The sequence below is a fragment of the Pectobacterium hainanensis genome (genome assembly GCF_046237015.1).
In the GTDB taxonomy this organism is placed as follows: Bacteria; Pseudomonadota; Gammaproteobacteria; order Enterobacterales; family Enterobacteriaceae; genus JBJYIN01.
The window spans coordinates 31285-57531 of the sequence record NZ_JBJYIN010000013.1; the positions used below are offsets into that span (position 1 = coordinate 31285).

The following is a 26247-nucleotide window of genomic DNA, read 5'->3' on the forward strand; positions in this document are numbered from 1 at the left end:
CCTCGCTGTTTCTGTTCTTCAAGGCGTATCAGCAGAACGCCCAGATAGTCGGCTTGCTGGGGTGCCTGTGCCAAAGAATGGTTATGCGCCATGAGCCACCTCATTTTTTTCTACCTGGCTGGTGCGGTACAGGTGATCGATACGCTCCTGCAGGATGAACAGCAGGATTTCACGCGCCTCTGGTTCATTGGTGTTAACCGCGGCGTAGGCCAGTGCGCGGCATTGGTCGATGATTTCTTCCAGTTCTAATGGGGTGTTATCGAACATAGCGCACCTCCTGAACGGGTAAGCGACCAGCGAAAACCATGACACAACCAGCAGGGGATTTTTCCCGCGCTTCGCGTTCGGTGGTGGCAACAATGCGAATAATGCGGTGAGACGACATACCCAGCGCCAGAAAGCGCCATATAAATTTGGGGTGAGTTTGGGTAGACTGGATATCAGCCATAGTGTTAGCTCCGATAACATTGTGGTTAGCCCTCGTTCGGTGTTGGTAGCACTGATCGGGGGCGTTTGGTTTTTGCTATTACGCATGTTAATGTACGTACGTAATGAATAACATACTATGAGGTTACGTACGTACGTGTCAACGATAAAACGCGATAAAAGCCCGAAAGGTGCGGGATGGTCTCCAACGTTCCAAATCCGTATTACGCCTGAACTTAAGGAGCAATTTGAGGTTGCTGCTATAGATGCTGGAATGAGTCTAGCTAACTGGCTTAAAACGCTGGGACGTGAGGAACTAAAGCGCCTCGGCATTGAACCTAAAGGCTGATCCTTTGGCGAACGTGCAATTACGCCAGATAAACAATGCTGGCGCTTCTCACATACAGTGTATGCAGATTCGATGGGATACTGGTAATTACTCATGATCGCTACCTCCCGCTAGTGGTAAAGCTGGTTGGTAATCACGCCATAGCTGTTCTTCTTCTGCGTTTAAGCGTTGCTTCTGCTGTTTACAGGCTTGCAGATCGCGGCCTTTCTTACTGGCCTGCTTGAGGTAGGATTGTTTACGTTGCGTGAAGTCATTCAGAAATGCCCACGGCACACCGTAAGAGCCTGTTTTACGAATGGACGGGATAACCTCACCAAATACCCATTCACTAAAGCGATAGGCTGCCGTTCCCTCAACGGAAGCCTTACGGCTGCGAGCAATGAGTTTGTAGAAGCCTGACTCTGAAACAATCGCCATCTTCTGCATACCGCCAAGGGTGGGTACTGAGTACCCCACCTTTTCATGCTCACCAAGCCGCCGTAGTGGAACCTTGTGATCGATTATCTGCAATGCCTGGCAAACATCTTTCGCCACAAACCACGGTTCACCAGAAATATTCACCACTCGCACTTCTGTACCTTCAAATTTAATAACAGAAATATCCTGTTCACCCGCTCTGAAAATATCGCTCTGGCTGTTTTCAGGGTGAGCGAATCCCTGACCGTTAAGGTCATTATTTTTTGATGTCATAAAATCAGGCTCCGTTAGCTGGCGGCGTAATCCGGGTACAGGCTCAGGATATAGTTAATTTCTTGCTGGGTAAGCCGCTGGTGGCCGTTAATATCGGCGTTGGTATTTACCAATCGAATGACACGGGAAATATCATCACGCTTTGCAAACCGATAACGATAGTGACTGCCGATCCCGTCTGCGTTTGGTTCATCAATACGCTCTAACCGAATATCAAGCAGGCGTTCTAATTCCGTAGCGTAATTCCGGCCAGAAGAAAGGTGGCAATGGCGGAGAATATCATTCTCAGTAAAGCCACCAGCGCCGGAACGCAGCATGAAAACCCGTGCTCGATGTTTTTTTGGTACTGGTTTAATGGATATGCTGGCGGTATGATCAGAAACGTTACCTTTCTGACTGGCCGCCTGTAATGGGCGGTTTTTCTTTTCCATCAAGCCACCTTTCCCCTGCGTTCTGCCAGCCAGCGATTAATCTCTACCGCATCAAATGCGGTCACGTTATCGGTGAGTTTCACTGGGCGCGGCAATGTGCCGTTTTTCACCCAGCGATCGATGGTTGGCATGGATACACCCAACAATTCCGGCATGCGGAAACGTCGAATGTATCCAGTGGTTGGGATAGCTGATTGCGCTGCTTGGTGTGCTGTCATAAGCCCCATAACTCCTGTGATAGCTGGTGATGTTATGGGGAAAGTTAGCGTTTCAATGGAATGAAGATAAGGCACAGTAAGGTTACTGTACCTGTACAATTAAGTTACTCTACACCTTGCCGTTAGTGGCAGACCTTAAATGTCTCAGAATTACATCTTCGTTATTAATAGTTAACGGTGGTATCTCACCTTTATGATCGAGAATGCAATCTTTCCATTTTTCTGGGCTTATTTCCTTTCTCTCACCACGGCATTTATCTGGATATTTTGATAGTAAATATATAGCGGATTTGAATAGTTTTTCTCTATTTGTTGCGTGATGCTCTGCAATGTGATGAGCCTTTTTTATTTCCTGCATCAAATTAGGGGTGGGGGAAACCCCACGCAAAGCACTACTTGGAAGATCACTGTAATCACCATTATGTTTTAGCAATTCTCTTACTTGTTCAGAGGTTATCCATAAGTCATTTTCAGTTATTTCAATATCAGGATATTGCTCTTCATAATTTTCATCTTCTTCACTATCGCAAACATCGTCATGATTAGGTAACAAAGGAATTAAACATAGAGCGGGGGTACTTTCGTCAGTAAGATAAAGGCCTAAAGAACCCCACAAAAGAGAAGATTTCCCGTAGTTCAATATCGAGTTTATTACTGGTAGTTGGGGAACCCACAAGCCAAAGGCTCTACCTTGATGGCTTTGTGATTTATCAATGGAAATATTCCCGTCTGCCTGTTGAAACTGATAGAACCACGGGTGGAAGATGGTATCATCGTTTTCTTCGTCGTAAGACATTCGGTCAATAGCGAAAGATGTATATTTTGATATGTTGTGGGCAAATGCTAGCGTACTGCTGTTAGCGCTTAAAGATAAATACCAATCGCTAAGTTGAGTAGGATTACCCTCAACCCAGAGGACTGATTGTAAACCGTCCAGCCTAACACATAGAGTTATTTTCTCCGATACAGCAAGGCTTAGTAAATCATCAGTGCTAACATCTAAAAAGTCAGCAGCTCTTTTTATACGGCAGAATGAAAACGGTATTTTTGTAGTGTCAGACATATGCCACCTTCAGCATCTTACCTTAAAAAATGATTGAGCCAGGCGGTAAGGCTTCCCGCTTTTCACCCCGTCGAGTTAGGCTCAATCTGTTCGGTTAATTTGCCTTTCTGATAGGCATCACGTTGTAATCTTCGCCATGTTCCAGAGCCACCAGCAGGTTAGCCCACAGAGTTAATGCCGCCTTGCGTTCGTCGAAATACTGGTAACGGTTATAAATTCCCTCAACGCCTTTTATCCGGTGATTCAGGCAACGTTCAGCCACCACGGGATCAACGCCTAACGCGGCCAGATGAGTGCGTGCTGTGCGCCGGAAATCGTGAATAGTGAAATTAGGCACTTCAGGCATTGCCGCCCGTACTTTCACCAGCGCGACGGGTAGTGTGCTTTCCTGAATATGCGGGATCATGCGGTTTTGCATCTTTCTGGCTGGAAGAACCCATGCGCTATTACACGAAAACGAATGAAGTTCTCTCAACCATTCAAGCGCTGGTGGAGGAAGGGGAATATCTATTGGATCGCCATTTTTGCTGCGTTCTTCTGGTAAATGCCAGATAGCGCCATCTAAATCGAATTCTTCCCAACGTGCTGCGCACAGTTCCATTTTGCGCACACACAATGTCAGCAATAATTTAAAGGTAAGCTCATTCTGGCGGCTGAATCCCTTTGCTTTCCGCATAGCCTGAAACAGTTGGATAAGCTCATCGCGGGTGAGCCATCGCTCACGAGCTACCTCTTTGCCGCCTGCGTCTGATACTTCAAAGGCTGAACACGGGTTTATTTCTAAAGCGTGCCGTTTAATCCCATAGTCGAATATGCGACGTGTCCAGCGCAGAACGTCCGTTGCTATGGTTGGCGCTCCGCGATCGACGATGCCTTTTAGCATGTCATCAATATGGCGCGGTTTAACGTCCTCGACCTTCATGTGACCAATGCAAGGGTTTATGTCCTTGTCGATACGGCGGCGCAAAATATCGGGATGTTTCCAGCGGGGCAAAATCTGACGTTCAAAGTATTCAGCGGCCAATGCTGATACTTTCAGCGCGTGTTTCTCCTGCTCCATCTTCTCCAGTGCTTCGGATTTGCGTTCTTGCTTCTCTCCGGCCACGTCATAACCCAGAGCAACACGGGCAGAAAGTTCTTTAGTTGTCTCCCGTGCTTTTGATAACGATAGCTCAGCGTAGGAGCCGATCATCATTACTCGTGACTTGCCAGCGAACTTGTACCGGAAGCGCCAAACAGGAGTTTGATAGTTTTCTCGATAGGAAAGATAAAGCCCGTTGCCGTCCGAGCGCCCCTCAAACCGTTCTCCAGCTTTTATCCATGCCCGTATCTGCATATCTGTGAGCTTTGCCATTGTGTCGCCTGAATCTCAAATAGCGGTGTACACCTAACTATGCACACCTTCTCTCTAGGGGTACACCCAGGTGTACACGGTAATCATGCGCTTTGTTGCTTCTTCATGATAGCCCATGATAACAAAAAAGCCTGCAATGTCGCAGGCTTCTTGGTTTTTTGATTGCGGGTGATTTCTCGTGAAACCTTATTCGATATTCTGAATCTGCTCCCTCATCTGCTCAATCAGAACCTTTAGTTCAATTGCTGAAGCAGTGACGTCGGCGTTGATGGATTTCGAGGCCAGCGTGTTCGATTCGCGGTTGAATTCCTGCATCATGAAATCCAGACGTCGGCCAACGGCTTCTTCTTTTTTCAGAATTTTGTAGGTTTCAGCTACGTGGGCTTCAAGTCTGTCTAATTCTTCTGCGACATCGACGCGCTGTGCCAGAATCACCAGTTCTTGCTCCAGTCGGTTATTTTCCAACTGTACCTGGGCTTCTTCCAGCTTACTTAGCAAGCGTTCACGCTGCCATTGTAGAATGTTCGGCATATGGGCCCGAACCTTGAGAACTTCGGCACTGACGCCGGCTAGACGTTGTTCGATCAGCGCTTTCAGCGCATTGCCTTCGCTTTCCCGTGCGGCGATGAAGTCATCCAGCGAACGATCCAGCCCTTGTAACAACTCGGCGCTAATCGCATCCAGATCCTGTTCTTCCGCAGCCATCACGCCGGGCCAGCGTAGAATATCGACCGGATTGATTTCTCCTTCATCGCTCTGCATTTTTACCCAATTAGCGGCGCTCACTAACTGTTTTGCCAAATTTTCATTTAAAATCAGCGAGCTTTGTGCTCGTGGGTCCAGATCAAAACGCAGATTGCATTCAACCTTGCCACGGGTTAAGCGGGTGCGGATCCGATCGCGGATAACAGGTTCCAGACTGCGGAATTGTTCTGGTAAACGGATATAGGTTTCCAGATAGCGCTGGTTAACAGAACGCAGTTCCCAGGCTGCGCTTCCCCAGTCACCCTTGAGTTCTCGCCGGGCGTAAGCGGTCATGCTGCGAATCATTGAGGCATACCTGTAGAGCAAATGATGTAAGGATTATAGCGTCGAGTATTGGGACAAGGTAGGAAAAATCCACCGCCATACCGTCGGGGTCGGAGGCATGGTTTTATGTATGTAAATGATTGGACTTGCTTATCGTCTATGCGGCATGCAGCAGCGCTTCGTTTTGGCGGGCGATTTCCCAGCATTTATTTTTCATCATCTGTTTTAACTGCAACGTGGCCCGTGATTGAGGATTATCTCGACGGCTAATCAGGGTCACTTCAAATGGCAGGAACTGGTCAATGGGGACGATCTTAAGTTGATTAGCGTAACGACAGGCGGTAAAGAGATCGACTACGCCCACGCCTCCGCCAGCCAATACCATATCAGCAATGACGGAATAGGTTTTAATGCACAATGAGGTGGTGGGTTTCAGCGCTTTGTTGCGCAATGCACGATGCAGTACCTGCCCGAGCGGGTCCTGTGGCTGCATCATTAACAGGTTGTTGCGACATAGCCACTCCAACGATACCGGGCCGTTTACCGGACTATTTTGAGGAAGCAGTGCAACCATAGACGATTGGAATAATGGTTCGGCCAATAGATCTGAAGGCACTTGCTGCCCGAATATGAGTGCAAAATCGAGCTGATTTTGCAGGATGTTTTGGCATAGCGTACTGAAATGTTCTGTCACCAGTTCGACATTGACCCGCATGGCCTGCTTATGAAATTCAACCAGCGTAGGGGCGACAATCATCTGTCCAAACGCATGAGCGGCTCCCATACGAACCGATGATTCCTTCCCCGTTTTGAGCTGTTCCGTCAGCAAACTAATGTTCTGTAGCTGGCTGAATAGCTCTTGCACTTTAGGGATTAAGCGACGACCTTCAAGCGTGACCACCATACCCTGGGCATGTCGTTCAAATAAAGCAAATCCTAGTTGCTGCTCCGCGTGGTTAAGTACCCGGCTGACATTAGGTTGAGAAACATTGAGCAGACGTGCGGCACCGCTGATCGTGCCAGCTTGAACAATGGCCTGAAAGATTTCGATATGGCGTAAGCGCATCATGCCTGCTCCTGTGTCGTGGGTCGTCAGGTAAGCTATGCAATATCCACGCCATACGAATAGTACTGCTGACAACAGTACCGTTGACAAATAGTACCGTTGACAAATAGTACCGTTGAAAATAGTACTGCTGATTCTCGCCTTACCGTTTCCTGCGGCTTATGCCCCCCAGGTGGAGGCTAAAACTCTCAGCCAATTGCCGTAGCAGATTTTTTCCAATAGTGGACGATCGTATCCCTGAGCGATAAGCGCATTGATTAATATCGGTAAGCCAGCCACGTCGTGCAGGTCTTGTGGGATCATCGTGCCGTCAAAGTCAGAACCAAAGCCGACATGATCTTCCCCGAGCGTTGTCAGCAGATACTCCACATGACGCACGATTTCTCCTACCGTCGCGTTGGGGTCTTTTTCTCCATCTTCGCGTAAAAACCGTGTACCGAAATTGACCCCGACAAAGCCGTTGCTTTCTCGGATGGCGGCTAACTGTTTGTCCGTCAGATTGCGTGATTGAGCACAGAGAGCATGGGCATTCGAGTGGCTTGCCACCAGCGGTGCATCACTGATTTTGGCCGTTTGCCAGAAGCCTTTTTCATCCATGTGTGAGACATCCACCATAATGCGCTTGCGGTTACAGGCGCGAACCAAACGCTCGCCTGCGGCCGTAAGTCCTTCACCAGTATCGGGTGAGGCAGGGAAGCGGAAAGGTACACCCTGACCAAAAATGTTTGGACGACTCCAGACTGGGCCCAGTGTACGTAATCCAGCGGCGTACAAAATATCCAGCAACTCCAGACTAGGATCGAGCGCCTCAGCACCTTCAATATGCATCACCATCGCTAATATCCCTTGTGCCATACAATGACGAATATCGGCGACGCTACGGCAGATTCTGGCTTGTCCGGCGGATTCAGCTTCAATACGCAGCAGGGTTGCAATCAACGAAAATGTGACCTCGCGGGCGTTTTCCATCGTTGGTGTGGCATGAGGAACAAAGAGCCCTGCATTTTCTGGTACTGATTGTGTGGTGTCCTTGGGGGAGGGGACATAAGCGGCGAAAAGCCCACCCGCTAATCCACCCTTACGAATCCGCGGCAGGTCGATGTGTCCTGAAGCTGTGCCGTTAAGGAATGCGTCTACCGGATTATCCCGATGGGAAGACCACAGGCGCAGCAGGACGTCATTGTGTCCGTCGAAAATAGGGAAGGGTTGGACATTTTGGGAGACATTGTCAGACATGGTTAAATTATAGGCTCTGGATGCAATGTAATGGGCGTTGGCTTGCTTAGTTTTAGGGCATGTCGCACCAAAATGGATAAATCCGCGCAGAGGGAAAATGGATACCCTAATGCACGCATTGAAGCTAACCCCATTAGCGTATGTTGGCGATCAAAAAATCGGTCTGGTCGGGACGTTACCACGACACGATCAGCGATAAATCCCTACCCAGGGAGCGTCCCCGGCGTAGCCGTAGCCACGGTACATGCCTTCGCTATTAAATGGCAAGGCAACATTGCCGTCGCGGTCGACCGCAATCATGCCGCCACTGCCTCCCAAGGCAGGCAGTTTTTCCATCACGACTTTATCGGTCGCCTGCTGCAACGATAGTCCGGCATATTCCATCAGTGCGGAAACATCGTATGCTGCGACCCGACGCATAAATACCTCCCCTTTTCCGGTGCTGGAAACCGCTACCGTTTGGTTATTGGCATAGCACCCTGCGCCAACGATGGGCGAATCGCCGACCCGTCCAGCCATTTTATTCGTCATGCCGCCTGTTGATGTCGCGGCGGCCAGATTGCCCTCGTGATCCAAGGCGACGGCACCTACCGTGCCGAACTTACGGTCTGAATCCAGCGGTTCGCTTGCAGCCACCTGAGCCTGACCATCATGATCCAACCATACATTGCCTTCTCCCGACCGAGCGCGCAGTAATTGCTGCCAGCGTCTCTCTGTGGAAAAGAAGTCTGTTTCCACCATTTCCAACCCATGCTGGCGAGCAAACGCTTCGGCACCGTCACCGGTAAACATGACATGCCGACCATTTTCCATCACGGCTCTGGCGGCGAGTACCGGGTTACGGACGTGACGCACGCTGCTGACTGCCCCCGCATTCAGGGTTGCACCGTCCATAATGCAGGCGTCTAATTCATGTGTACCCTCGTGAGTAAACACTGAACCTTTGCCCGCGTTAAAGAGGGGGCACTCTTCCAGTTGCCTGACGGCCTCGCTCACGGCATCCAGTGCGCTCCCACCCTGTTCCAATATTTTCTGTCCACTGACGACAATTTCTGTCAACGCCTTCAGATAGCGCTGTTCTGTTTCTGCGTCCATCGACGCACGGGTTAACGCGCCCGCACCGCCATGGATCACAATGACGGGTTTGACCATGTCATGTTCCTTTGTATAAAACGAGCTTCATTTTTTATGATGCATGATGGTTATCACGCATGATGGTTATCACTAATGATAGTTATCACGCGAAAATGACGGATTCAGTTCTGCGTTGTTGCCAGATATGAAAACGTACTTAACAGGCGGATAATTTCCACCATTTTTGGCGCATCATAACTGACGGTGACCGCATCCTGTCGGGTAACGCCGGGAATGAGGGTGAACAGATCGGCCAATACGGGCTTCGTCACCATCAATTCCAGATGATAAGGTGCCTGTAGACGTGATGTTTTTTCGCGCCTTGCGGCGGTCACTGCCTGCGTTGCCGTCGTACGAATCAGGTTTTGCGCCGCTGTTGTGCTTAACGACTCTGCCGCCGTGTGCGCAATGGCTCGTTTCACACAGGCATACGCCGTTGTTGGATAATAGCGAGCGATCCATGCCTGTAGCGTATCGTCACCGCTGACGAGCCAGAGTGGCGTATTGTATTCTGCGCCTGCGGCGGTATAGATATCGCTTTCACCCATGATTTCATTATTGATCTTCACGCGGTAGAACGCCCGGCCGTTAATCGTGTGCGATAACACGCCGTGCTCTCCGGCTGCACTGTGATAGCCGATGAACATCATGCCGTCGAATGCTTGCTGCTCCAGCCCTTCCACCATGGAAAGCGCTCGAGGTTTACCCTGTACTAACCGGGCGCGCGCGTCTATATTTGCCGCCCGCAGATTGACCATTGCCGCGTGACTGTCTGCCACTACCACCTCGGTGGCTCCGCCTGCGAACGCCCCGTCGATCGCGGCATTGACTTCTTGCTCCATTAATCCACGGGCAAGCTGATAGTCTGCGGTTTCAGGGCGACATTGCTCTGGGCGCATCACCCCAGCGATACCTTCGATATCGGCGGAAATAAACACTTTCATCTCATATCCTTAATTCGGTAAATCCTGAGCCAGACGATCCAGCACTTTCCCAAGCGCGGTGCGGTGATGCCCACGAAATCCCGTCACGGCCTCAGCATTCAGCATCGCATCCAGTACCGCATGTTCTGTCGCATCGGCTGCCGCGCACAAAAAAGGTTCCAGTTGGGCATCATCGGGGGGAATTGGCGTTGGCGTGGTGGAGAAAGCAACCGCGATATCGCCAGATCCGTGCCCCCAATAACTGCCGAGACGCCCCAGCCCTGCTCCGGCGCGTTTGGCAATGCGCCCCAGTTGGCGAGCGTCCAGTGGTGCATCGGTTGCCATGATAATGATGATAGAACCTGCGTCTCGTTGTGGTGCCAAATCCGGGAGCACATCGGCGATGGCAGAACCGATCTGAACGCCGTCCAGCGTCAGGGCGGAAAGCGCACCAAAGTTGGCTAGCACCAGAACACCTAACGTTGCATTGGTGCCATTAATCAGGCGTGAAGCGGTGCCGATTCCCCCTTTCAGCCCGAAGCAACTCATACCGCGTCCGGCTCCCACGCTGCCGCGTGCGAACGATGTGGCAGCCTGTTCTAAAGCGGCACATGCCATCGTCTCCGTTACGGCCAGTGCCTGAATGTCGTTTAAAAAACCATCATTGCATTCCAGCGCCAGTGGATTGATTGTGGGTTGTGAACGGCCTAATTCAGGATTCCGGCTAATAGCGTCACGTACCAGAGTCGTAAACAGTGTGCCTACCGCCAGTGTGTTACTGAGCAGGATTGGGGTCTGTAACCGGCCCAGCTCGGTGATTTGCACAAGCCCGACGGGTTTAGCGAAACCGTTGAGCACGGCTGCGCCGCAGGGAAGCGGCGTGGCAAACAGATTGTCGCCAAGAGGCAGAATCGCAGTGACGCCGGTCTGTATTTCGCCCGCATCCAGCGTAGCGTGCCCTACGCGCACGCCCACCACGTCGCATAAACTGTTATTGGGGCCGCTTGGCAAGCGCGGCATACCCACTTGCCGTTCATCGCGCCAGCGTCGCAGCAAGTGATGTAATTGAGCCTGTTGATAGAAAGTCATCTTATTTTTATCTCTTAACGCTTGAGTTTCGGGTCCAGCGTATCGCGCAACGTATCCCCCAGCAGGTTGAAAGCCAGCACCGTGAAGAAGATCGCCATACCGGGAAAGACGCTGACGTGCCACAATCCGGCCATCATCATATTGCGGCTCATTGCCAGAATATTTCCCCATTCCGGCACGTCCGGTTCCGGCCCCAGACCAATAAAGCTCAGTCCGGCTGCGGTGAGAATGCTGGTGCCGATACGCATGGTGAAATAGACAATCACGTTGGATAGTGTGCCGGGCAAAATATGGCGTAGCAGAATGATACGGTCAGTCGCGCCAGCGCAGCGTACGGCTTCAACGTATGCCGCTTGCTTCAGGGATAGCGCAGAGGCCCGCACAATACGTGCAAATACCGGGACACTGAATACGGCGACGGCGATGATCACGTTATTTAGCCCCGGCCCCAGAATGGCTACGACAGCGATCGCCAGCAGCATGCCGGGAAAAGCAAACAGCACATCGCAACCGCGCATGATCAGCATGTCGATCCAACGGCCGTAGTAGCCTGCTAGCAATCCGAGGACAATGCCCACCAACATACCCAGCGTGACGGAGAACAAACCAACGTACAGCGAAATACGTGCGCCATAGAGGATGCGGCTGAGTACATCGCGCCCCAGATCGTCCGTTCCCATCCAATGGCTGGCTGAGGGGGGCGCAGATAGCGCCATCCAGTCTGGCTCCATTGGGTCCCATGGCGCCAGTAAGGGCGCGAACACCGCAACCAGAATCAGTATTAGGATAAAGCCACCGGATACCAATGCGAGTGGATTGCTCAGCAGGGTGAGCATAAAGTCACGCCATGGCGAGCGAATCGTGTTGTTGTCCACGGTCTCGTTGGATTGAGAAAGAACCGTCATCGCAGCTCCTAACGTAAGCGAATCGCCGGGTTGACCACTGCGTAAAGCAGATCCACCAGCAGGTTAATCAAAATGAATTCCAGCACGAACAGCATCACTAACGCCTGAATGACCGGTTGGTCCTGCGTTTTGATGGATTCGATCAGCAGCAGCCCGAGTCCCGGCCAACTGAACACACTTTCCACGACGATAGACCCGCCGAGCAGGAAGCCGAACTGTAACCCCAGCATGGTAATCACCGGGATAAGCGCATTGCGTAATACGTGTTTCCAGACGATTAACCGCCCGCGTAACCCTTTGGATCGTGCGGTGCGGACATAATCTTCCTGCATCACTTCTAAAAAAGCGGAGCGGGTGAAGCGGGCCATGACAGCCGCGACCGATGCGCCAAGCGTTAGTGCTGGCAGAACGATATCTGAAGGCTGGTTAAAGCCGCTGACGGAAAAAATACCGAATGGCATGGCGACAAACTGAATCAGTAGCAGGCCAAGCCAGAATGTCGGCATGGAAATCCCCCCCACGGCGACGCTCATCAGTGACCAGTCCTGCCATTTGCCTCGTCTCAGCGCGGCGATAACGCCTACCACTAACCCGAGCACTACCGACCAGGCGAACCCTGCTAATGCCAACCATAGCGTAGGCATAAAACTTTTCTCGATGACCTCTAGCACCGGTTGCTGGGTGCGATAGGTGACGCCGAGATCGCCGTGTAGCAGGCCGTTTAGCCAATGTACGTACTGCTGTGGTAAGGGATCGTTAAGCCCCAGATGTTCGCGCGCAGCCTCCACAGCTTCCGGCGTTGCGTCTGGACCGGCGTAGATAAACGCCGGATCGCCTGGCAGAAGTTTGATAAAGGTGAAAATGAGCAGGGAAACCACCAGTAACACCGGTATCGTTTCCAGCAATCGACGGATGATATAGGTGAACATCGTCTTTCCCCGTCAGGTTGATTAATGGAATTCGGCACGGGAATACATCAACAGACCGTCTGCCTGCATATAAACGTTATTCAGGTTCTTTACCTTTCCGACCAGATTATCTGGCGAACCCAGGAAAATGACGGGGGCATCCTGCCAAATCTGTTTCTGTGCTTCAGCATAAGCCGCCGCTCGTTTTGCAGGGTCGGCGGTTTGCAGCGCGGCGGTAATGTATTTATCGGTCTCTGGGCCGCTGTAGTAGGACATGTTTTGCGCTGTCGGTACCCAGGATTCGGTGGCAAACAGCGGACGCAGCGCCCAGTCAGCGTCACCCGTAGAAGGCGACCAGCCGCCAAAATAGAAGTCATACTCGGCTTTCTGCGGATCTTTGTTACCGAAAATTTTCTTGTTACGCGTGCCCGCATCCATTGGCATCACGGTGACGCGAACGCCAACCTGTCCCAGTTGTTGCTTCAGGAACTGCGTGTTACGGATGCTGGCGGTACTGTTGAGCGTGTACATGATGGTATCCAGACCGTTGCCGTATCCCGCTTCTTTCAACAGCGCTTTTGCTTTTTCTGGGTCATAGCGATAATCAGGTGCCGTTTGTTTTTGATAGAACTGCACGTTGGGGGACAGGGTTGATGTGGCCGTTGTTCCCATACCGGCATAACCGACTTTCAGCCAAACATCACGATTGATGGCATAGTTGAGCGCCTGACGAACTCGCACATCGTTAAATGCGGTGTGCTGTGTGTTGATCGCGACGTAAGTGAAGTAGATGCTTTTATCCCGCTGTACGGCCAGTTTGGCATCATTTTTTATCGTTTCCATCAGGTCAGTTGGCAATGGCGAAATGGCATCCACCTGACCGGCCTTGAGCGCTGCAACGCGGGTGGCGTCTTCCGGCGTAGGATAGAAGGTGACGTTATCGACCTTCGGCCAACCTTGCCGCCAATAGCCCGCGTATTTCGACAGCTTTATGCTTTTTCCTAACTGCCACTCTACGAATTTGAACGGCCCGGTGCCGACGGGATGTTGGCGTAATTGCGCTTCTTCTGGGTATTGTGCCAGGGCCGCAGGGCTGTGCATGACGGCTGAGGGATGTGCCAACGTGTTGATGAATGCGCCGAACGGCTGATTCAGTTCGATTTTTACCTGTGTCGGTGAGAGCGCTGTGATGCTTTTGATCATTTTAAACAAACTGTTGCGCTTTAACCCTTTGCTTGGATCCGCCAGTCGGCCGAGGTTGGCTTTGACCGCTTCGGCGTCGAACGGCGTACCGTCTTGAAACGTGACGCCTTCGCGCAAGGTGAGGGTAAATTCAGTCGCGTTGTCGTTGCCAACATAATCGGTAGCTAACCACGATATCAGCTTCATTTCATTATCGAACTGGAACAACCGTTCAAAGATGCCGCTCTGTATGGAGTAGCTGGTGTTATCCGTGGTGTCATGCGGATCTAATCCAGTGATATCCGCTGATGTGGAAATACGCAGATCCTGCGCCTGTGCGGCAACGCTCAGGCAGAGCGATAGCCCGATGGCGGTGGCGGAACGACGTAATATTGAACAATATGGTAATGGTTTCATGGTGTCTCTCCCGTGAAGCAATATTCAGGCATTGTTGTTGGTATTTATTGGTTTACGTGTTGTCGCTTACCCAATGATGTGGCGCGACCTGTCGATAGCGCATCTTTGCTACGACCTCGCCCGCTTTACGCAGTGGGGAGGGAATTTCGCTGTCATCAAACGTGCGGGCGCTGCGCTGTGTGGGGTCAGCAATGGGCACGGATGCCAACAGGCGTCGGGTATAGGGGTGTTGTGGCGCATTAAACACGGACTGGCGTGGGCCAATTTCTACAATTTGCCCGAGGTACATCACCGCAACCCGGTTGGCGATCCGTTCGACCACCGCCATATCATGAGAGATGAAAATCCATGACACGCCGGTTTTCTGCTGTAAATCCATCATCAGGTTCACCACCTGTGCCTGAATCGACACATCTAATGCCGACACCGCTTCGTCGGCGATGATGACCTGTGGTTGCAACGCCATGGCGCGTGCGATAGCAATACGTTGCCGTTGACCACCGGAAAACTCATGTGGATAGCGGCTGGCGTGTTCCGGCAACAAACCGACGCTTTTTAGCAGCGTTTGTACCTGAGGGGTGGCTTCTTCCAGTGATTTCACTAATCCGTGTAGCAGTAATGGTTCGGCAATGGTAAAGCCGACAGTGAGGCGCGGGTTTAGCGAGGCATAGGGGTCTTGAAACACCATCTGCATTTCCCGGCGTAGCGGTTGGAACTCGCTCTCTTTCATCAGAGAGATTTCTTTACCCTGAAAATGAATGCTTTCTGCTTCACTCTGGGTCAAACGCAATAGCGCCCGGCCGGTTGTCGATTTACCACAGCCACTTTCCCCGACGATAGCCAAGGTTTCTCCTGGCCAAACGTTAAAGTCAATCTGTTCAACGGCATGGACATGGTGAGTGATGCTGGAGAACATCCCAGAGCGCACCGGAAAATAGACGCGCAGGCCGCGAATATCCAGCAGTGGCTCCACGTCATAGCGTGCGGTCATCTGTTCGCTGTCATCATGACTGGCTGACTGACCAAGCAGCGGGAAGCGTTTGGGCCAATGATGCTCGCGCATATCGCCCAGTTTCGGCACGGCGGCCAGCAGTGATTGAGTATAAGGATGTTGTGGGGCCGCAAAAATTTGTTCGACGTGGCCCTGTTCGACCACTTCGCCGCGATACATGACGACCACGCGATCGGCGATTTCTGCGACGACGCCCATATCGTGGGTAATAAACAGCACGGCCATCTCGCTCTGTTGTTGCAGATTACGCAGGATTTGCAGAATTCGTGCCTGAACAGTGACATCGAGCGCGGTGGTGGGTTCATCGGCAATAAGCAGTTGCGGATCGCAAGCCAACGCTTGTGCGATCATGACGCGCTGGCGCATACCGCCGGAGAGCGAATGGGGGTAGCTTTTCATCACGCGATCGACATCGGCGATGCGAACTTTGTGCAACAGTTCTCGTGCTTTTTTGTCTGCGCTGGCGGCATCACAAATCCGGTGGTCGCGTAGCGCTTCCGTTAACTGGTCGCCAATTTTCAGCACCGGGTTTAATGACGTCATCGGTTCCTGAAAGATCATGGCAATTTCGCGTCCACGTAGCTGACGACGCTGCTCTGCTTTCATGGTAAGCAGATTGTGTTGCTGTCCGTCATGGGCGGTAAAGTTGATCGTGCCGCGCTCAATGTCAGCGCTGTCGCCCAGCAGGCCCATCACCGTCAGGGATGTCACTGATTTTCCAGACCCACTTTCCCCGACGATAGCAACGATTTCCCCTTTATTCAGAGTAAAAGAGACGCCTCTGAGGGCCTGATGCTTGCCTGATCTCCCGCTGAAGCTCACGTTCAGATCGTTGATTTCCAGCACGGGCTGGGGTGTAACTCCGGGTGCGGTGGCGGTTACAGCACCCATTTGTGTGATATCCGTCATTGTCATTCCGGTTGGTTGTCTCATCGTCAGGTTCGGTCGACGCGATAGGCCAGACTTAGCGCGGTGTACACGGCTCATCAACGTGCGAAGAAAGAGAATATTCCACGATGTATCATTGCTGACGAATACTTGTTCATTAGAAGGGTATAGCCTGAAGTTATAGCGATGCTTGGAAGGGAAAATGTGTGGTATACCGTTGCCTATAACCGATCGAAAAAAACGTTCTCTTTAAATTATCATCGTGCATTGCAGGGCAAGATAGGCATTGCCCCTTGAAGGCCGTATAATGCGCGCCAGTTTTCATTTACCTGCCGGAGATGATCCATGCGCCCTACAGGCCGAAGTGCACAGCAAGTACGCCCCCTCAAATTGACCCGCCATTACACAAAACACGCCGAAGGTTCGGTGTTGGTTGAATTTGGTGATACCAAAGTTTTATGTAATGCCACGGTCGAAGAAGGCGTTCCTCGCTTTCTGAAAGGACAGGGACAAGGCTGGGTCACTGCCGAATATGGCATGCTGCCGCGTGCGACGCATAGCCGTAATGCGCGTGAAGCCGCTAAAGGTAAGCAGGGTGGCCGGACGTTGGAAATTCAACGTTTGATTGCACGTTCCCTGCGTGCAGCAATCGATTTAAAAGTGTTGGGAGAATATACCATCACGCTGGATTGCGATGTTTTACAGGCCGATGGCGGTACCCGCACGGCGTCAATCACCGGTGCATGTGTGGCGTTAGCCGATGCGCTTAATGTGATGGTCGCCAGTGGCAAACTGAAGAAAAATCCGTTGAAGGGCATGGTTGCTGCGGTGTCTGTGGGCATCGTCAAGGGCGAAGCGGTTTGCGATTTGGAATATATTGAAGATTCTGCCGCTGAAACAGACATGAACGTAGTGATGACGGAAGATGGACGCATGATCGAAGTGCAGGGAACGGCGGAAGGCGAACCGTTTAGCCACGATGAGTTGCTCACTCTGCTGGCGCTGGCTCGTGGAGGAATTGATTCCATCATTCAGGCGCAGAAAGCGGCCTTAGCGGATTAATGTTTTATGCTCAAGCGACCTGATGGTCGCTTTTTTATGTCTGCCAATAACGTGATTAACCCGTAAGACGAGGAGAAGCAGTAATGAAAGCCTATCAGCGCCAGTTTATTGAATTCGCGCTCAGCAAACAGGTATTAAAATTCGGTGAATTTACGCTGAAATCAGGGCGCGTCAGCCCCTATTTCTTTAATGCTGGATTGTTTAATACCGGGCGCGATCTGGCCTTGCTGGGACGCTTTTATGCAGAAGCCTTAATGGATTCGGGTATTGAATTCGATTTGCTGTTCGGGCCGGCTTATAAAGGTATCCCGATTGCGACCACCACGGCAGTCGCGCTGGCTGAGCATCATGATCGTGATTTTCCTTACTGTTTTAATCGTAAGGAAGCCAAAGATCATGGCGAGGGCGGTAGTTTGGTGGGCAGTCCGTTAAAGGGGCGCGTTATGCTGGTGGATGATGTGATTACCGCCGGGACCGCGATCCGTGAATCGATGGAGATTATTGCCGCTCATGGGGCGACGCTGGCGGGTGTGATGATTGCGTTGGATCGTCAGGAACGCGGGCGTGCTGATATTTCTGCGATTCAGGAAGTTGAACGTGATTACCAATGCCGGGTGATTTCTATCATTACGTTGAAAGAGTTAATCGCTTATCTGGCAGAGAAACCCGAGATGGCAGAGTCGCTTGCCGCAGTGAAAGCCTATCGCGAACAGTATGGCATTTAGCCGTTAGGGCTTTGTCGGTGATTCCGCCAGAGACGCTTCTGGCGGGAACTGCCGACAGGCAGAGCGAATAGACATATCCTCTAAATAAGTCAGCGATTGGATTTGATGTAGTACGGTCGTGGGCTAATACAGTTGGGCGGCCAATAAGGGCCAGCGAGTATCAAATTCCTGTGTTGGACGGTAGCGGAATTCAGAGCGAATATACCGCGAGAGCATGCCCTCACAAAACGCCAATAGCTGACTGGCCAGCAATGTTTCATCGTGCTGGAAGCCTTTACCATCGCGTAACTTGTGTTCACGCAACACTTGCCGTAGCTGTGATTCAATACGTTCGAATAGTTGGTTTATACGCCCTTGTAAACGATCCTGCTCAAACATCAGAGCATGGCCCGTCATGATGCGTGTCAAACCGGGATTCCGTTCGGCAAACCCAAGGATAAGAAGCAAAATCAAACGAATGCGATTAAATGTTTCTTTTTCATCCTGCAAAATCAGGTTGATACGTGTCGTCAGACTGTCTTCAATGAATTCAATCAGGCTATCAAACATCCGCGTTTTACTGGGAAAGTGCCGGTAAAGCGCAGCTTCAGAGACGCCAACGTTTGCTGCCAGTTTTGCTGTGGTGATACGCTGGCTACCATCGCTAGATTCCAACATCTGCGCCAGCGCCTGCAAAATTTCCTCGCGACGATTCCTTTTCGTATTTTCTTTTTCTGCCATGTCTGAAAAGACCCTTGCTAAAAATTTAACGAACAAACACCCGCCAGCGCCACAGCGGCAATCCCCTCTGTTCTTCAAACGACGTCTTGAAATCTATCGGGGTATTGCTGTGGCTTATATGAATTTTTTTACAATAGCGGGTGGTAGGGGCGTGTTAGTTACGGCCTGAATGGCCGAAACCACCTTCTCCACGTTCACTGCTTACAAAGTCTTCAACCAGGTTAAATTCAGCTTGAACCACGGGAACGAAAATCATCTGCGCGATGCGTTCACCGGGCTCAATCGTGAACGTCTGCTGACCACGGTTCCAGACAGAAACCATGAGCTGTCCTTGATAGTCTGAGTCGATTAAGCCAACCAGGTTACCCAGCACAACGCCATGCTTATGGCCCAGCCCTGAACGCGGCAGTACCATGGCTGCCAGATTCGTATCGGCAATATGAATAGCCAGACCGGTTGGAATCAGGGTGGTTTCTCCTGCTTTTAATTCTATTGCCTGATCCAGACAGGCACGTAAATCCAACCCGGCAGAGCCCGGCGTGGCGTAGGTTGGTAACGGGAATTGTTGACCGATTCGTGGGTCAACAATCTTTACGTCGATTTTTTTCATCATAACGGCTGACAATCTCGTCGATTAAGTTTTGGCTTAGGAGAAGCTTATCGCAATGCGGTAATTGCTTGTCTCCGTCTTGCCAGAAAAGATGCAATGCATTGGTTTCACTGTTGAAACCCTGCCCGGAAAGGGAAACATCGTTAGCGCAGATGAGATCCAGATTTTTACGCGCCAACTTTTGCCGGGCGTATTCTTCCACATTCTGCGTTTCGGCGGCAAATCCGACGACATAAGGACGATTTTCATCCATTGCGGCGACACCCGCGATAATATCCGGATTTTTTATCATGGTGACAGCGATTTCATCACCCTGTTTTTTGATTTTTTCGTCAGCAACAAACTTGGGACGATAATCAGCCACGGCGGCACAACCAATTACGATATGGTGTTGTGAGGCTTCGGCCATCACGGCTTGCTGCATATCCAGTGCGCTGACAACATCAATACGCTTTACCCGGTTGGGGGTGGAGAGGGCTACGGGACCCGCAATGAGCGTAACGTTGGCTCCTCTGGCCGCAGCGGCCTGAGCAATCGCAAACCCCATTTTCCCTGAACTGTGATTCGTAATGAACCGTACGGGATCGAGCGCTTCGCGCGTAGGGCCTGCGGTAATCATAATATTCAGATGTTGCAGATCGTTGACGGCGGAAAAATGGTGTTGTGCGCGTTCAACAATCTCAAGGGGGTCGATCATGCGACCGGGACCCACATCGCCACAGGCCTGGCTGCCGCTGTCCGGCCCCCAAAGCGCCAGCCCGCGAGCCGCGAGCGTGTGCAGGTTGCTTTGTGTCGGTATGGCGCGATACATCTGTTGGTTCATCGCCGGGGCCACGGCTATCGGCGCCGCGGTGGCCAGACAGAGCGTCGTCAGCAAATCGTTAGCCATACCGGCGGCCAGTCGTGCGATGAGGTCGGCCGTGGCAGGGGCGATAATCACTAAATCAGCCCATTTCCCCAACTCGATATGACCCATTGATGCTTCAGCCGCGGGATCGAGCAGATCGTCAGAAACCGGATAACCTGATACGGCCTGTAACGTCAACGGCGTGATAAAGGCTTGTGCGGCTGATGTCATGACTACTCGAACGCTAGCGCCGCAGTCGCGTAAACGTCTGACCAACTCGGGGCATTTGTATGCTGCGATGCCACCACTGATACCGAGCACGATTCGTTTGCCGGAAAGCGGGTTACCCGAAACGGATAGGTTACTTGAAACGGATAGGTTAGAAAATTCCGTCATCATCATGATCCGATTGAAAACCGAAAGAGGGGTTATTTTACCATAACCTTAACTCTGGGGAGGAATCTTAAGCGGTGAGACCCGTTTTCGAGTAAAAATTGCGTGGCGCTTCGCAGCCTTTCCTGTTTGCAGTCGTCCCGTTATGGGGGACCTGTCATGATATCCATCGATGACGCAAGGAGGGATGATGGGCTGGGATGAAGGGTTGGCGCCGCGGGAGAAATTGGTGAATTTAGGAGCGGATTCGCTCACAGACGCAGAATTGCTGGCCATTTTTTTACGCACCGGATTACCCGGTATGCATGTGATGCAATTGGCCGAACAGTTGCTGACGGAATTCGGTTCACTTCATCAGTTGCTGTCGGCCGATCAGGCCACGTTTTGTACGGCAAAAGGAGTCGGATTATCGAAATACGCACAGTTGAAAGCTGTGGCTGAACTGTCACGGCGGTTGTTTTCATCTCGGCTGGCGAAAGAAGATGCGATGTTGAGTCCGGAAGTCACTGGCCAATATTTGCAATTGCTTTTGGCTCGGCAGGAACGAGAAGTTTTTTTGGTGATGTTTTTAGATAACCAGCATCGGGTGATTCGCCATCAAGAGATGTTTGCAGGGACGATTAACAGTGTGGAAGTCCATCCAAGGGAAATTGTGCGTGAAGCGTTAAAAGCCAATGCAGCCGCGTTGATTCTGGCACATAACCATCCTTCTGGAAAATCGGAGCCTAGTCAGGCCGATCGTGCCATCACTGACGAAATCATCAAGGCTTGCCAGTTATTGGATATTCGTGTGCTCGATCATCTGGTCATTGGACGCGGTGAATACGTCTCTTTTGCTGAACGCGGATGGATTTAACGGATATTTCCGCGATCCTTCGGGATCTTTAGCTGTTCGGGACTTGAGCAGTAACGCTTCAGAGCGTATACTACGCCACCTTTGAGAATCTTGGGTGTGGCGTTAAGAGCCTATCTCAGCAGGTTTATCCTGATGACAGAGTCTTTTCAGTGAAGTTGCTGAGATGGGCTCTATGCCTGACGAGGCGGCCAACCCCCATGACGAAGCTCGAGCTGATTTGATTTTTGGAGAATAGACATGTCCCGAGTCTGCCAAGTTACTGGCAAGCGTCCGGTGACCGGTAATAACCGTTCCCACGCACTGAATGCGACCAAACGCCGTTTTCTGCCGAACCTGCACTCACACCGTTTTTGGGTTGAAGGTGAAAAGCGCTTTGTAACGCTGCGCGTATCTGCTAAAGGTATGCGTGTTATCGATAAGAAGGGTATTGAGACGGTTCTGGCCGATCTGCGTGCCCGTGGTGAAAAGTATTAAGGAACTGAATCATGGCTAAGGGTGTTCGCGAGAAGATCAAGCTGGTTTCTTCTGCTGGTACTGGTCACTTCTATACCACCACGAAGAACAAGCGCACGAAGCCGGAAAAATTGGAACTGAAGAAATTCGATCCAGTTGTCCGTCAACATGTGATCTACAAAGAAGCTAAAATTAAATAATTTTAGTGGATTGCTAAAAAACCCGGCCTAAGCCGGGTTTTTTTATGGCTGAAATCCGTCCAGAGGCCTAGGGTAGCGGTCAGCGATGTCTGACGATTTTCACGATAGATGACCCTTTGGCTGCATTTTCAGCACAGTATCGTTCGACGTTTTTTATGCTAACGTAACGAAAATTTTTCGGGAGATATGTGATGCCAGAATTACCAGAGGTTGAAACCAGTCGGCGAGGGATCTCGCCTTATCTGGTCGACCATACTATTCTCTATGCTGAAGTTCGTCAGACTCGTCTGCGTTGGCCCGTCTCCAGTGAAATTTTATCGCTCAGCGATCAGGTCGTCGTCGGGGTGCATCGGCGTGCTAAATACCTGCTAATTGAGTTAAAAACGGGATGGATAATCGTTCACCTCGGCATGTCCGGCAGTTTACGTATTTTGCCCGAATATACCGAGCCCGGAAAACATGACCATGTTGATTTGGTGATGGATACGGGCCACGTTCTTCGTTATACCGATCCTCGTCGTTTTGGTGCCTGGCTGTGGACAGATAACCTGGATGAGTGCTCGGTCCTTGCGCACTTAGGGCCTGAACCGTTAAGCGACGAGTTTACTGGTGATTATCTGTACCAACTCTCACGAGGCAGAAAGACGTTGGTTAAGCAATGGATAATGGACAATAAAATTGTTGTTGGCGTGGGGAATATCTATGCCAGCGAGTCTCTGTTTATGGCAAGGATCAGACCAGACAGAACGGCAGGTTCATTGAGTGAAGCTGAAACACAGGTCTTGTCTGATACGATCAAACATGTCCTGTTGCGTTCAATTGAGCAAGGCGGTACAACATTACGCGATTTCCTCCAGTCTGATGGCAAACCTGGGTATTTTGCCCAAGAGTTACAGGTTTATGGACGAGCAGGGGAGCGTTGCCGGGTATGTGGAACGCCGATAGAAACGGCGAAGCATGGTCAGCGTAGTACGTTTTTTTGTAAAACTTGCCAGCGTTGATTTTCTCTACTTCACATTTTTATGTCGTGGTTAACGTATGCATAATCATAGCGATGTTGTGTTTTTTCTTGAAAGTTCGAAGAATATGGGTGGACAGGAATGGCAGTTGTTACAACAGATGGAAGCATTGAATGCACAGGGGTTAACCACTTATTTATTTTGTAATGCCCAAGGTCGAATTAATAATGAGGCGCGCTCACGAAATTTGTCAGTTATTAATCTTCCCTTTCGTAATAGTTTTCATCTTCCGACGATTCATGGGATCAGGAAATCAATAAAAAAATATCGGCCGGTAGCCTGTATATGCCACAGTGGGCATGATGCTAATAATCTGAGCATTGCTGCAATCACGTTAGCAAAACGTCCCAAAATTATTAGATCGAGAACGTATTACACAAATAGAAAACCCAATCCCCTTAACCGCCTTTTGCCCGTCGATCTGGTCATGGTGCCAAGCCAATTCATGGTTGATATCATCAAACCCCACTTTCCTGGTAAAGAAATTCGAGTGGTTTATCCAGGAATCAATTTCGCGAAACTTGATAGTGAACTTCATTTTCCTATCAAAGAGGATTTATCTTATTGGCTGGATAAAAATGAAGGAGACGTCATTATTCAGCTAGGTATGTATAGATCAGAGAAAGGGCATAGCATAATACTCTCGGCATTGGAGGATTTAATAAAGCGAAGGCCCCAGTTGAAATATATTATGGCAGGTGGCGGTGGTGCTGAAAAATTAAAAGAAGAAGTGAATCAGCGTGGGCTGCAAAATAATGTATGGATGGGGGAATTAAAATCTGTTGCCGCCGTATTAAAGAAAGCCGATGTACTCGTTATGCCCTCAATCAAAGAACCGCTGGGTATGGCGCAAATAGAAGCCTTGAGTTTGGCTGTTCCTGTCATCGTAAGTCATGAAGGTGGATTGCCTGAGACGGTTCATGATCGTGTTACGGGTCTCGTTGTGGCCCGCAATGAGCCTCAGCAATGGCGTGAAGCCCTGGATTTTGCTCTTTCCAATAAAGAAACGATGTTGTCTTATGCTCAGGCAGGCCAGAAAGATGTCCGACTACGGTTTGGTTTGGAAGCGAATACGGCAAGCTTACTACGCGTTATCCGCTCTTAAGAGAATACCGTCAGCAGGCACGTAATTTTTTTTCTAACGCATTGGCAATAGATTCAGGCAAAAAATGAGAAACATCACCACCGTGGCGTGCCACTTCTTTAACCAGAGAAGACGAAATAAAAGACCACTCTTCAGATGGCATCAAGAAGACGCTTTCCAGCGTAGGCATGAGGTGGTGATTCATTTTTGCAAGTTGGAGCTCATATTCAAAGTCGGCCACGGCGCGTAAACCACGTACAAGAATATTGGCGTTTTGCTGTTGCGCAAAGTGCACCATGAGATCGCTGAAACCCACTACTTCGACATTCGGCAAATGCTGGGTCACATCGTTTGCCAGTGCAACGCGTTCATCTAGCGAGAAAAGCGTATTTTTACTCGGGCTGGCGGCAATCGCCAGCACCACATGGTCAAACATGCGTGACGCTCGCGTCAGCAGATCCAAATGACCATTGGTGAGTGGATCGAATGTGCCGGGGTAAATTGCCTTCATGGTATGCCTCATGGGCTAGTGAGTACGCTGTGGAAGATAAGGCTCCAGCAATGCCAGTAGCTTCTGTAATGCTCCCTGATTTTGGTGCAATACTTCAACCGCATGCCTGCCATAATAAAGCCGGTAATCTTCATCGGCGAGCAAATTGCCTACCTCTTTCGCGATAGAGTCCGCATCAGAGATCGTAATCAGGCCATCGGCCTGTTCAAGCTTATTGCAGATATCTTTAAAGTTGAATGTGTGTGGTCCCATGAGGACAGGAATAGCATGCGCCGCCGCTTCAAGCGGGTTATGGCCACCGCGGTCAACCAGACTGCCGCCAACAAACGCCAAATCGGCGATGCCATACAGCAACATCAACTCACCCATCGTATCCCCGATCACTACCTGTGTGTCGGCTGAAGGCTGTTCGCCGCTGCTACGTAAGGTGTAGGTGAAGCCTAAATTTTGCGTCAGAGCCTGAGTGGTTGAGAAACGCTCAGGGTGGCGAGGCACTAAAATGAGTAACAGGTTGGGGTATGTTTCTAGTAGCTGACGGTGTGCCGCTAAAATAATAGATTCTTCACCTTCGTGTGTACTGGTCGCGATCCACACCGAGCGGTGTGGTGCCCATTGACGACGTAGCGTGACCGCGCGTGCCGCAAGCTCTGGCGTGACAGAAATATCGAATTTGAGGCTGCCCGTGACCGTCAGGCTTGAGCGTTTCAAACCAAGATCGATAAAACGCTCGCCGTCTTCCTGATTCTGCGCGGCGACCAGTGTGATTTGACGTAAAATGTGGCGTGTCAAACGACCAATTTTTTTATAACCAGCCGCCGATCGGGCCGATAAACGGGCATTGGCAATGACCAGTGGAATTTCACGTTTATTCAGCTCTGCAATCAGGTTGGGCCACAATTCTGTTTCCATGATGATGACAACTTTAGGGCGAACCTGATTAAAAAAACGCCGTAAGGCACAGGGTAAATCATAAGGCAGATAGACGTGATAGACCGAATCACCAAAAGCGGAACGCACACGCTCTGAGCCTGTCGGCGTCATGGTGGTAACGGTGATGGGCAGATTAGGGTAACGATGGCGCAGCGCCCGAACCAGCGGGATTGCGGCGAGGGTTTCCCCCACGGAAACGGAATGCAACATGATGCCATCAGGCTTCACTTTCTCGGCACAAAATCCATAGCGCTCGCTCCAGCGTCTGCGGTAGGCCGGCGCTTTACGGCCACGAAACCACAGTCGAAGCCATATCAACGGCTGAATGAGATACAGAAGAACAGTGTAGAGAGTTTGTAGCATGCGTTTTACTGTCGTTAGTTATCGCTGGTGGCGATTTTATCGGGTAAAGCAGGAGAAGGCTATTTGTAAAACAGATGACTTTTATTCCTTAGGGAGGATTGAGGCAAAAACGGCACCGGATCGCCGCATTCATGTGGCGAGGCGTACCCAAAAG

General features: G+C 50.7%; 30 protein-coding genes. 8 read left to right on the top strand and 22 right to left on the bottom strand.

The genetic code is table 11. The features are described from left to right. Positions 1–81 precede the first annotated feature (81 nt). Together ACKPVM_RS13900 and ACKPVM_RS13905 are read right to left on the bottom strand one after the other, a co-directional pair. Entirely contained in the window at positions 82–267 is a 186-nt protein-coding gene (locus ACKPVM_RS13900; RefSeq protein WP_409309855.1) for a hypothetical protein, read from the bottom strand. Beyond that, positions 257–448: a host cell division inhibitor Icd-like protein gene (locus tag ACKPVM_RS13905; protein WP_121304314.1), complete on the bottom strand. Its 192-nt coding sequence runs from the start codon at positions 446–448 to the stop codon at positions 257–259. The genes ACKPVM_RS13900 and ACKPVM_RS13905 overlap by 11 nt, the downstream gene beginning before the upstream one ends. A gap of 135 nt (positions 449–583) precedes the next feature. Between ACKPVM_RS13905 and ACKPVM_RS13910 the strand changes: the two genes are divergently transcribed. Further along, complete coding sequence (locus ACKPVM_RS13910) at positions 584–775, top strand: hypothetical protein (protein WP_409309857.1); 192 nt, start codon at positions 584–586, stop codon at positions 773–775. Positions 776–862: 87 nt separating this feature from the next. Here ACKPVM_RS13910 and ACKPVM_RS13915 read toward each other — a convergent pair whose 3' ends face one another. The 15 genes from ACKPVM_RS13915 to ACKPVM_RS13985 all read right to left on the bottom strand — a co-directional run bounded on the left by ACKPVM_RS13915 (position 863) and on the right by ACKPVM_RS13985 (position 16341). After that, entirely contained in the window at positions 863–1465 is a 603-nt protein-coding gene (locus tag ACKPVM_RS13915) for a BRO-N domain-containing protein (RefSeq protein WP_409309859.1), read from the bottom strand. A gap of 14 nt (positions 1466–1479) precedes the next feature. Further along, on the bottom strand, positions 1480–1896 hold the full coding sequence (locus tag ACKPVM_RS13920) for a PM1773 family protein (protein WP_409309861.1): 417 nt from the start codon (positions 1894–1896) through the stop codon (positions 1480–1482). Then, positions 1896–2114 (bottom strand): helix-turn-helix transcriptional regulator, encoded by a 219-nt coding sequence (locus tag ACKPVM_RS13925; RefSeq protein ID WP_289363349.1) that lies wholly within the window; start codon positions 2112–2114, stop codon positions 1896–1898. Before ACKPVM_RS13925 ends, ACKPVM_RS13920 begins: the two co-directional genes overlap by 1 nt. 109 nt (positions 2115–2223) lie before the next feature. Beyond that, entirely contained in the window at positions 2224–3177 is a 954-nt protein-coding gene (locus tag ACKPVM_RS13930; protein WP_289363351.1) for a hypothetical protein, read from the bottom strand. A 94-nt stretch (positions 3178–3271) separates the two neighbouring features. Continuing rightward, a complete protein-coding gene (locus tag ACKPVM_RS13935; protein ID WP_289363353.1) occupies positions 3272–4531 on the bottom strand; it encodes a tyrosine-type recombinase/integrase in 1260 nt (419 codons plus the stop codon). A 186-nt stretch (positions 4532–4717) separates the two neighbouring features. After that, positions 4718–5581: a YicC/YloC family endoribonuclease gene (locus ACKPVM_RS13940; RefSeq protein ID WP_409309862.1), complete on the bottom strand. Its 864-nt coding sequence runs from the start codon at positions 5579–5581 to the stop codon at positions 4718–4720. 136 nt (positions 5582–5717) lie between these two features. Beyond that, a complete protein-coding gene (locus ACKPVM_RS13945) occupies positions 5718–6626 on the bottom strand; it encodes a LysR family transcriptional regulator (RefSeq protein ID WP_409310001.1) in 909 nt (302 codons plus the stop codon). Between the two features lie 159 nt (positions 6627–6785). Continuing rightward, positions 6786–7862, bottom strand: coding sequence for a dipeptidase (locus tag ACKPVM_RS13950; RefSeq protein ID WP_409309864.1), 1077 nt, complete (start codon positions 7860–7862; stop codon positions 6786–6788). A 189-nt stretch (positions 7863–8051) separates the two neighbouring features. Beyond that, positions 8052–9014: an isoaspartyl peptidase/L-asparaginase family protein gene (locus ACKPVM_RS13955; RefSeq protein ID WP_409309865.1), complete on the bottom strand. Its 963-nt coding sequence runs from the start codon at positions 9012–9014 to the stop codon at positions 8052–8054. 104 nt (positions 9015–9118) lie between these two features. After that, positions 9119–9940: a M55 family metallopeptidase gene (locus tag ACKPVM_RS13960; protein WP_409309867.1), complete on the bottom strand. Its 822-nt coding sequence runs from the start codon at positions 9938–9940 to the stop codon at positions 9119–9121. A 9-nt stretch (positions 9941–9949) separates the two neighbouring features. Continuing rightward, positions 9950–11008: a DmpA family aminopeptidase gene (locus ACKPVM_RS13965; protein ID WP_409309869.1), complete on the bottom strand. Its 1059-nt coding sequence runs from the start codon at positions 11006–11008 to the stop codon at positions 9950–9952. Between the two features lie 14 nt (positions 11009–11022). After that, on the bottom strand, positions 11023–11913 hold the full coding sequence (locus ACKPVM_RS13970; protein ID WP_409309870.1) for an ABC transporter permease subunit: 891 nt from the start codon (positions 11911–11913) through the stop codon (positions 11023–11025). 8 nt (positions 11914–11921) lie between these two features. Then, positions 11922–12842, bottom strand: a complete 921-nt coding sequence (locus ACKPVM_RS13975) for an ABC transporter permease (RefSeq protein ID WP_409309871.1) — start codon at positions 12840–12842, stop codon at positions 11922–11924. 21 nt (positions 12843–12863) lie between these two features. Continuing rightward, positions 12864–14420, bottom strand: a complete 1557-nt coding sequence (locus ACKPVM_RS13980; protein ID WP_409309873.1) for a glutathione ABC transporter substrate-binding protein — start codon at positions 14418–14420, stop codon at positions 12864–12866. Between the two features lie 52 nt (positions 14421–14472). Next, positions 14473–16341, bottom strand: a complete 1869-nt coding sequence (locus ACKPVM_RS13985; protein WP_409309875.1) for an ABC transporter ATP-binding protein — start codon at positions 16339–16341, stop codon at positions 14473–14475. Between the two features lie 324 nt (positions 16342–16665). Between ACKPVM_RS13985 and rph the strand changes: the two genes are divergently transcribed. After that, positions 16666–17382: a ribonuclease PH gene (gene rph / locus ACKPVM_RS13990; RefSeq protein WP_409309877.1), complete on the top strand. Its 717-nt coding sequence runs from the start codon at positions 16666–16668 to the stop codon at positions 17380–17382. An 83-nt stretch (positions 17383–17465) separates the two neighbouring features. Continuing rightward, complete coding sequence (gene pyrE, locus ACKPVM_RS13995) at positions 17466–18107, top strand: orotate phosphoribosyltransferase (protein WP_409309879.1); 642 nt, start codon at positions 17466–17468, stop codon at positions 18105–18107. Between the two features lie 123 nt (positions 18108–18230). Here pyrE and slmA read toward each other — a convergent pair whose 3' ends face one another. The 3 genes from slmA to coaBC all read right to left on the bottom strand — a co-directional run bounded on the left by slmA (position 18231) and on the right by coaBC (position 20683). Beyond that, a complete protein-coding gene (gene slmA, locus ACKPVM_RS14000; protein ID WP_409309880.1) occupies positions 18231–18827 on the bottom strand; it encodes a nucleoid occlusion factor SlmA in 597 nt (198 codons plus the stop codon). Positions 18828–18981: 154 nt separating this feature from the next. Beyond that, on the bottom strand, positions 18982–19440 hold the full coding sequence (dut, locus tag ACKPVM_RS14005; RefSeq protein WP_172291058.1) for a dUTP diphosphatase: 459 nt from the start codon (positions 19438–19440) through the stop codon (positions 18982–18984). Then, a complete protein-coding gene (gene coaBC, locus ACKPVM_RS14010; protein WP_409310003.1) occupies positions 19409–20683 on the bottom strand; it encodes a bifunctional phosphopantothenoylcysteine decarboxylase/phosphopantothenate--cysteine ligase CoaBC in 1275 nt (424 codons plus the stop codon). The genes dut and coaBC overlap by 32 nt, the downstream gene beginning before the upstream one ends. A gap of 184 nt (positions 20684–20867) precedes the next feature. Here coaBC and radC point away from each other — a divergent pair, with 184 nt between their 5' ends. From radC to ACKPVM_RS14035, 5 genes are all read left to right on the top strand, one after another. Beyond that, positions 20868–21533, top strand: a complete 666-nt coding sequence (gene radC / locus ACKPVM_RS14015; RefSeq protein ID WP_409310005.1) for a RadC family protein — start codon at positions 20868–20870, stop codon at positions 21531–21533. A 237-nt stretch (positions 21534–21770) separates the two neighbouring features. After that, entirely contained in the window at positions 21771–22007 is a 237-nt protein-coding gene (rpmB, locus tag ACKPVM_RS14020) for a 50S ribosomal protein L28 (protein ID WP_009110942.1), read from the top strand. A gap of 11 nt (positions 22008–22018) precedes the next feature. Continuing rightward, entirely contained in the window at positions 22019–22186 is a 168-nt protein-coding gene (rpmG, locus tag ACKPVM_RS14025) for a 50S ribosomal protein L33 (protein ID WP_004392084.1), read from the top strand. Between the two features lie 191 nt (positions 22187–22377). Further along, positions 22378–23187, top strand: coding sequence for a bifunctional DNA-formamidopyrimidine glycosylase/DNA-(apurinic or apyrimidinic site) lyase (gene mutM / locus ACKPVM_RS14030; RefSeq protein ID WP_409309890.1), 810 nt, complete (start codon positions 22378–22380; stop codon positions 23185–23187). A gap of 37 nt (positions 23188–23224) precedes the next feature. Next, the gene (locus ACKPVM_RS14035; RefSeq protein WP_409309892.1) at positions 23225–24310 is read left to right on the top strand and encodes a glycosyltransferase family 4 protein; all 1086 of its coding nucleotides are present in this window, start codon (positions 23225–23227) and stop codon (positions 24308–24310) included. 10 nt (positions 24311–24320) lie between these two features. Here the strand turns inward: ACKPVM_RS14035 and coaD are convergent, their stop codons facing one another. Next, entirely contained in the window at positions 24321–24800 is a 480-nt protein-coding gene (coaD, locus tag ACKPVM_RS14040; RefSeq protein ID WP_409309894.1) for a pantetheine-phosphate adenylyltransferase, read from the bottom strand. A 15-nt stretch (positions 24801–24815) separates the two neighbouring features. After that, positions 24816–26093, bottom strand: a complete 1278-nt coding sequence (gene waaA, locus ACKPVM_RS14045; protein WP_409309896.1) for a lipid IV(A) 3-deoxy-D-manno-octulosonic acid transferase — start codon at positions 26091–26093, stop codon at positions 24816–24818. Between the last annotated feature and the right edge of the window lie 154 nt (positions 26094–26247).

Coding starts and splice junctions, on each gene's coding strand:
- ACKPVM_RS13945 (WP_409310001.1), bottom strand. CDS start 6,626: ATGCGCTTACGCCATATCGAAATCTTTCAGGCCATTGTTCAAGCTGGC.
- ACKPVM_RS13950 (WP_409309864.1), bottom strand. CDS start 7,862: ATGTCTGACAATGTCTCCCAAAATGTCCAACCCTTCCCTATTTTCGAC.
- ACKPVM_RS13955 (WP_409309865.1), bottom strand. CDS start 9,014: ATGGTCAAACCCGTCATTGTGATCCATGGCGGTGCGGGCGCGTTAACC.
- ACKPVM_RS13965 (WP_409309869.1), bottom strand. CDS start 11,008: ATGACTTTCTATCAACAGGCTCAATTACATCACTTGCTGCGACGCTGG.
- ACKPVM_RS13900 (WP_409309855.1), bottom strand. CDS start 267: ATGTTCGATAACACCCCATTAGAACTGGAAGAAATCATCGACCAATGC.
- radC (WP_409310005.1), top strand. CDS start 20,868: ATGGGCTGGGATGAAGGGTTGGCGCCGCGGGAGAAATTGGTGAATTTA.
- ACKPVM_RS13925 (WP_289363349.1), bottom strand. CDS start 2,114: ATGACAGCACACCAAGCAGCGCAATCAGCTATCCCAACCACTGGATAC.
- dut (WP_172291058.1), bottom strand. CDS start 19,440: ATGATGAAAAAAATCGACGTAAAGATTGTTGACCCACGAATCGGTCAA.
- rph (WP_409309877.1), top strand. CDS start 16,666: ATGCGCCCTACAGGCCGAAGTGCACAGCAAGTACGCCCCCTCAAATTG.
- ACKPVM_RS13935 (WP_289363353.1), bottom strand. CDS start 4,531: ATGGCAAAGCTCACAGATATGCAGATACGGGCATGGATAAAAGCTGGA.
- rpmG (WP_004392084.1), top strand. CDS start 22,019: ATGGCTAAGGGTGTTCGCGAGAAGATCAAGCTGGTTTCTTCTGCTGGT.
- ACKPVM_RS14035 (WP_409309892.1), top strand. CDS start 23,225: ATGCATAATCATAGCGATGTTGTGTTTTTTCTTGAAAGTTCGAAGAAT.
- ACKPVM_RS13905 (WP_121304314.1), bottom strand. CDS start 448: ATGGCTGATATCCAGTCTACCCAAACTCACCCCAAATTTATATGGCGC.
- ACKPVM_RS13975 (WP_409309871.1), bottom strand. CDS start 12,842: ATGTTCACCTATATCATCCGTCGATTGCTGGAAACGATACCGGTGTTA.
- pyrE (WP_409309879.1), top strand. CDS start 17,466: ATGAAAGCCTATCAGCGCCAGTTTATTGAATTCGCGCTCAGCAAACAG.
- ACKPVM_RS13970 (WP_409309870.1), bottom strand. CDS start 11,913: ATGACGGTTCTTTCTCAATCCAACGAGACCGTGGACAACAACACGATT.
- slmA (WP_409309880.1), bottom strand. CDS start 18,827: ATGGCAGAAAAAGAAAATACGAAAAGGAATCGTCGCGAGGAAATTTTG.
- ACKPVM_RS13960 (WP_409309867.1), bottom strand. CDS start 9,940: ATGAAAGTGTTTATTTCCGCCGATATCGAAGGTATCGCTGGGGTGATG.
- ACKPVM_RS13940 (WP_409309862.1), bottom strand. CDS start 5,581: ATGATTCGCAGCATGACCGCTTACGCCCGGCGAGAACTCAAGGGTGAC.
- waaA (WP_409309896.1), bottom strand. CDS start 26,093: ATGCTACAAACTCTCTACACTGTTCTTCTGTATCTCATTCAGCCGTTG.
- mutM (WP_409309890.1), top strand. CDS start 22,378: ATGCCAGAATTACCAGAGGTTGAAACCAGTCGGCGAGGGATCTCGCCT.
- ACKPVM_RS13980 (WP_409309873.1), bottom strand. CDS start 14,420: ATGAAACCATTACCATATTGTTCAATATTACGTCGTTCCGCCACCGCC.
- coaD (WP_409309894.1), bottom strand. CDS start 24,800: ATGAAGGCAATTTACCCCGGCACATTCGATCCACTCACCAATGGTCAT.
- ACKPVM_RS13915 (WP_409309859.1), bottom strand. CDS start 1,465: ATGACATCAAAAAATAATGACCTTAACGGTCAGGGATTCGCTCACCCT.
- ACKPVM_RS13920 (WP_409309861.1), bottom strand. CDS start 1,896: ATGGAAAAGAAAAACCGCCCATTACAGGCGGCCAGTCAGAAAGGTAAC.
- coaBC (WP_409310003.1), bottom strand. CDS start 20,683: ATGATGACGGAATTTTCTAACCTATCCGTTTCAAGTAACCTATCCGTT.
- rpmB (WP_009110942.1), top strand. CDS start 21,771: ATGTCCCGAGTCTGCCAAGTTACTGGCAAGCGTCCGGTGACCGGTAAT.
- ACKPVM_RS13930 (WP_289363351.1), bottom strand. CDS start 3,177: ATGTCTGACACTACAAAAATACCGTTTTCATTCTGCCGTATAAAAAGA.
- ACKPVM_RS13985 (WP_409309875.1), bottom strand. CDS start 16,341: ATGACGGATATCACACAAATGGGTGCTGTAACCGCCACCGCACCCGGA.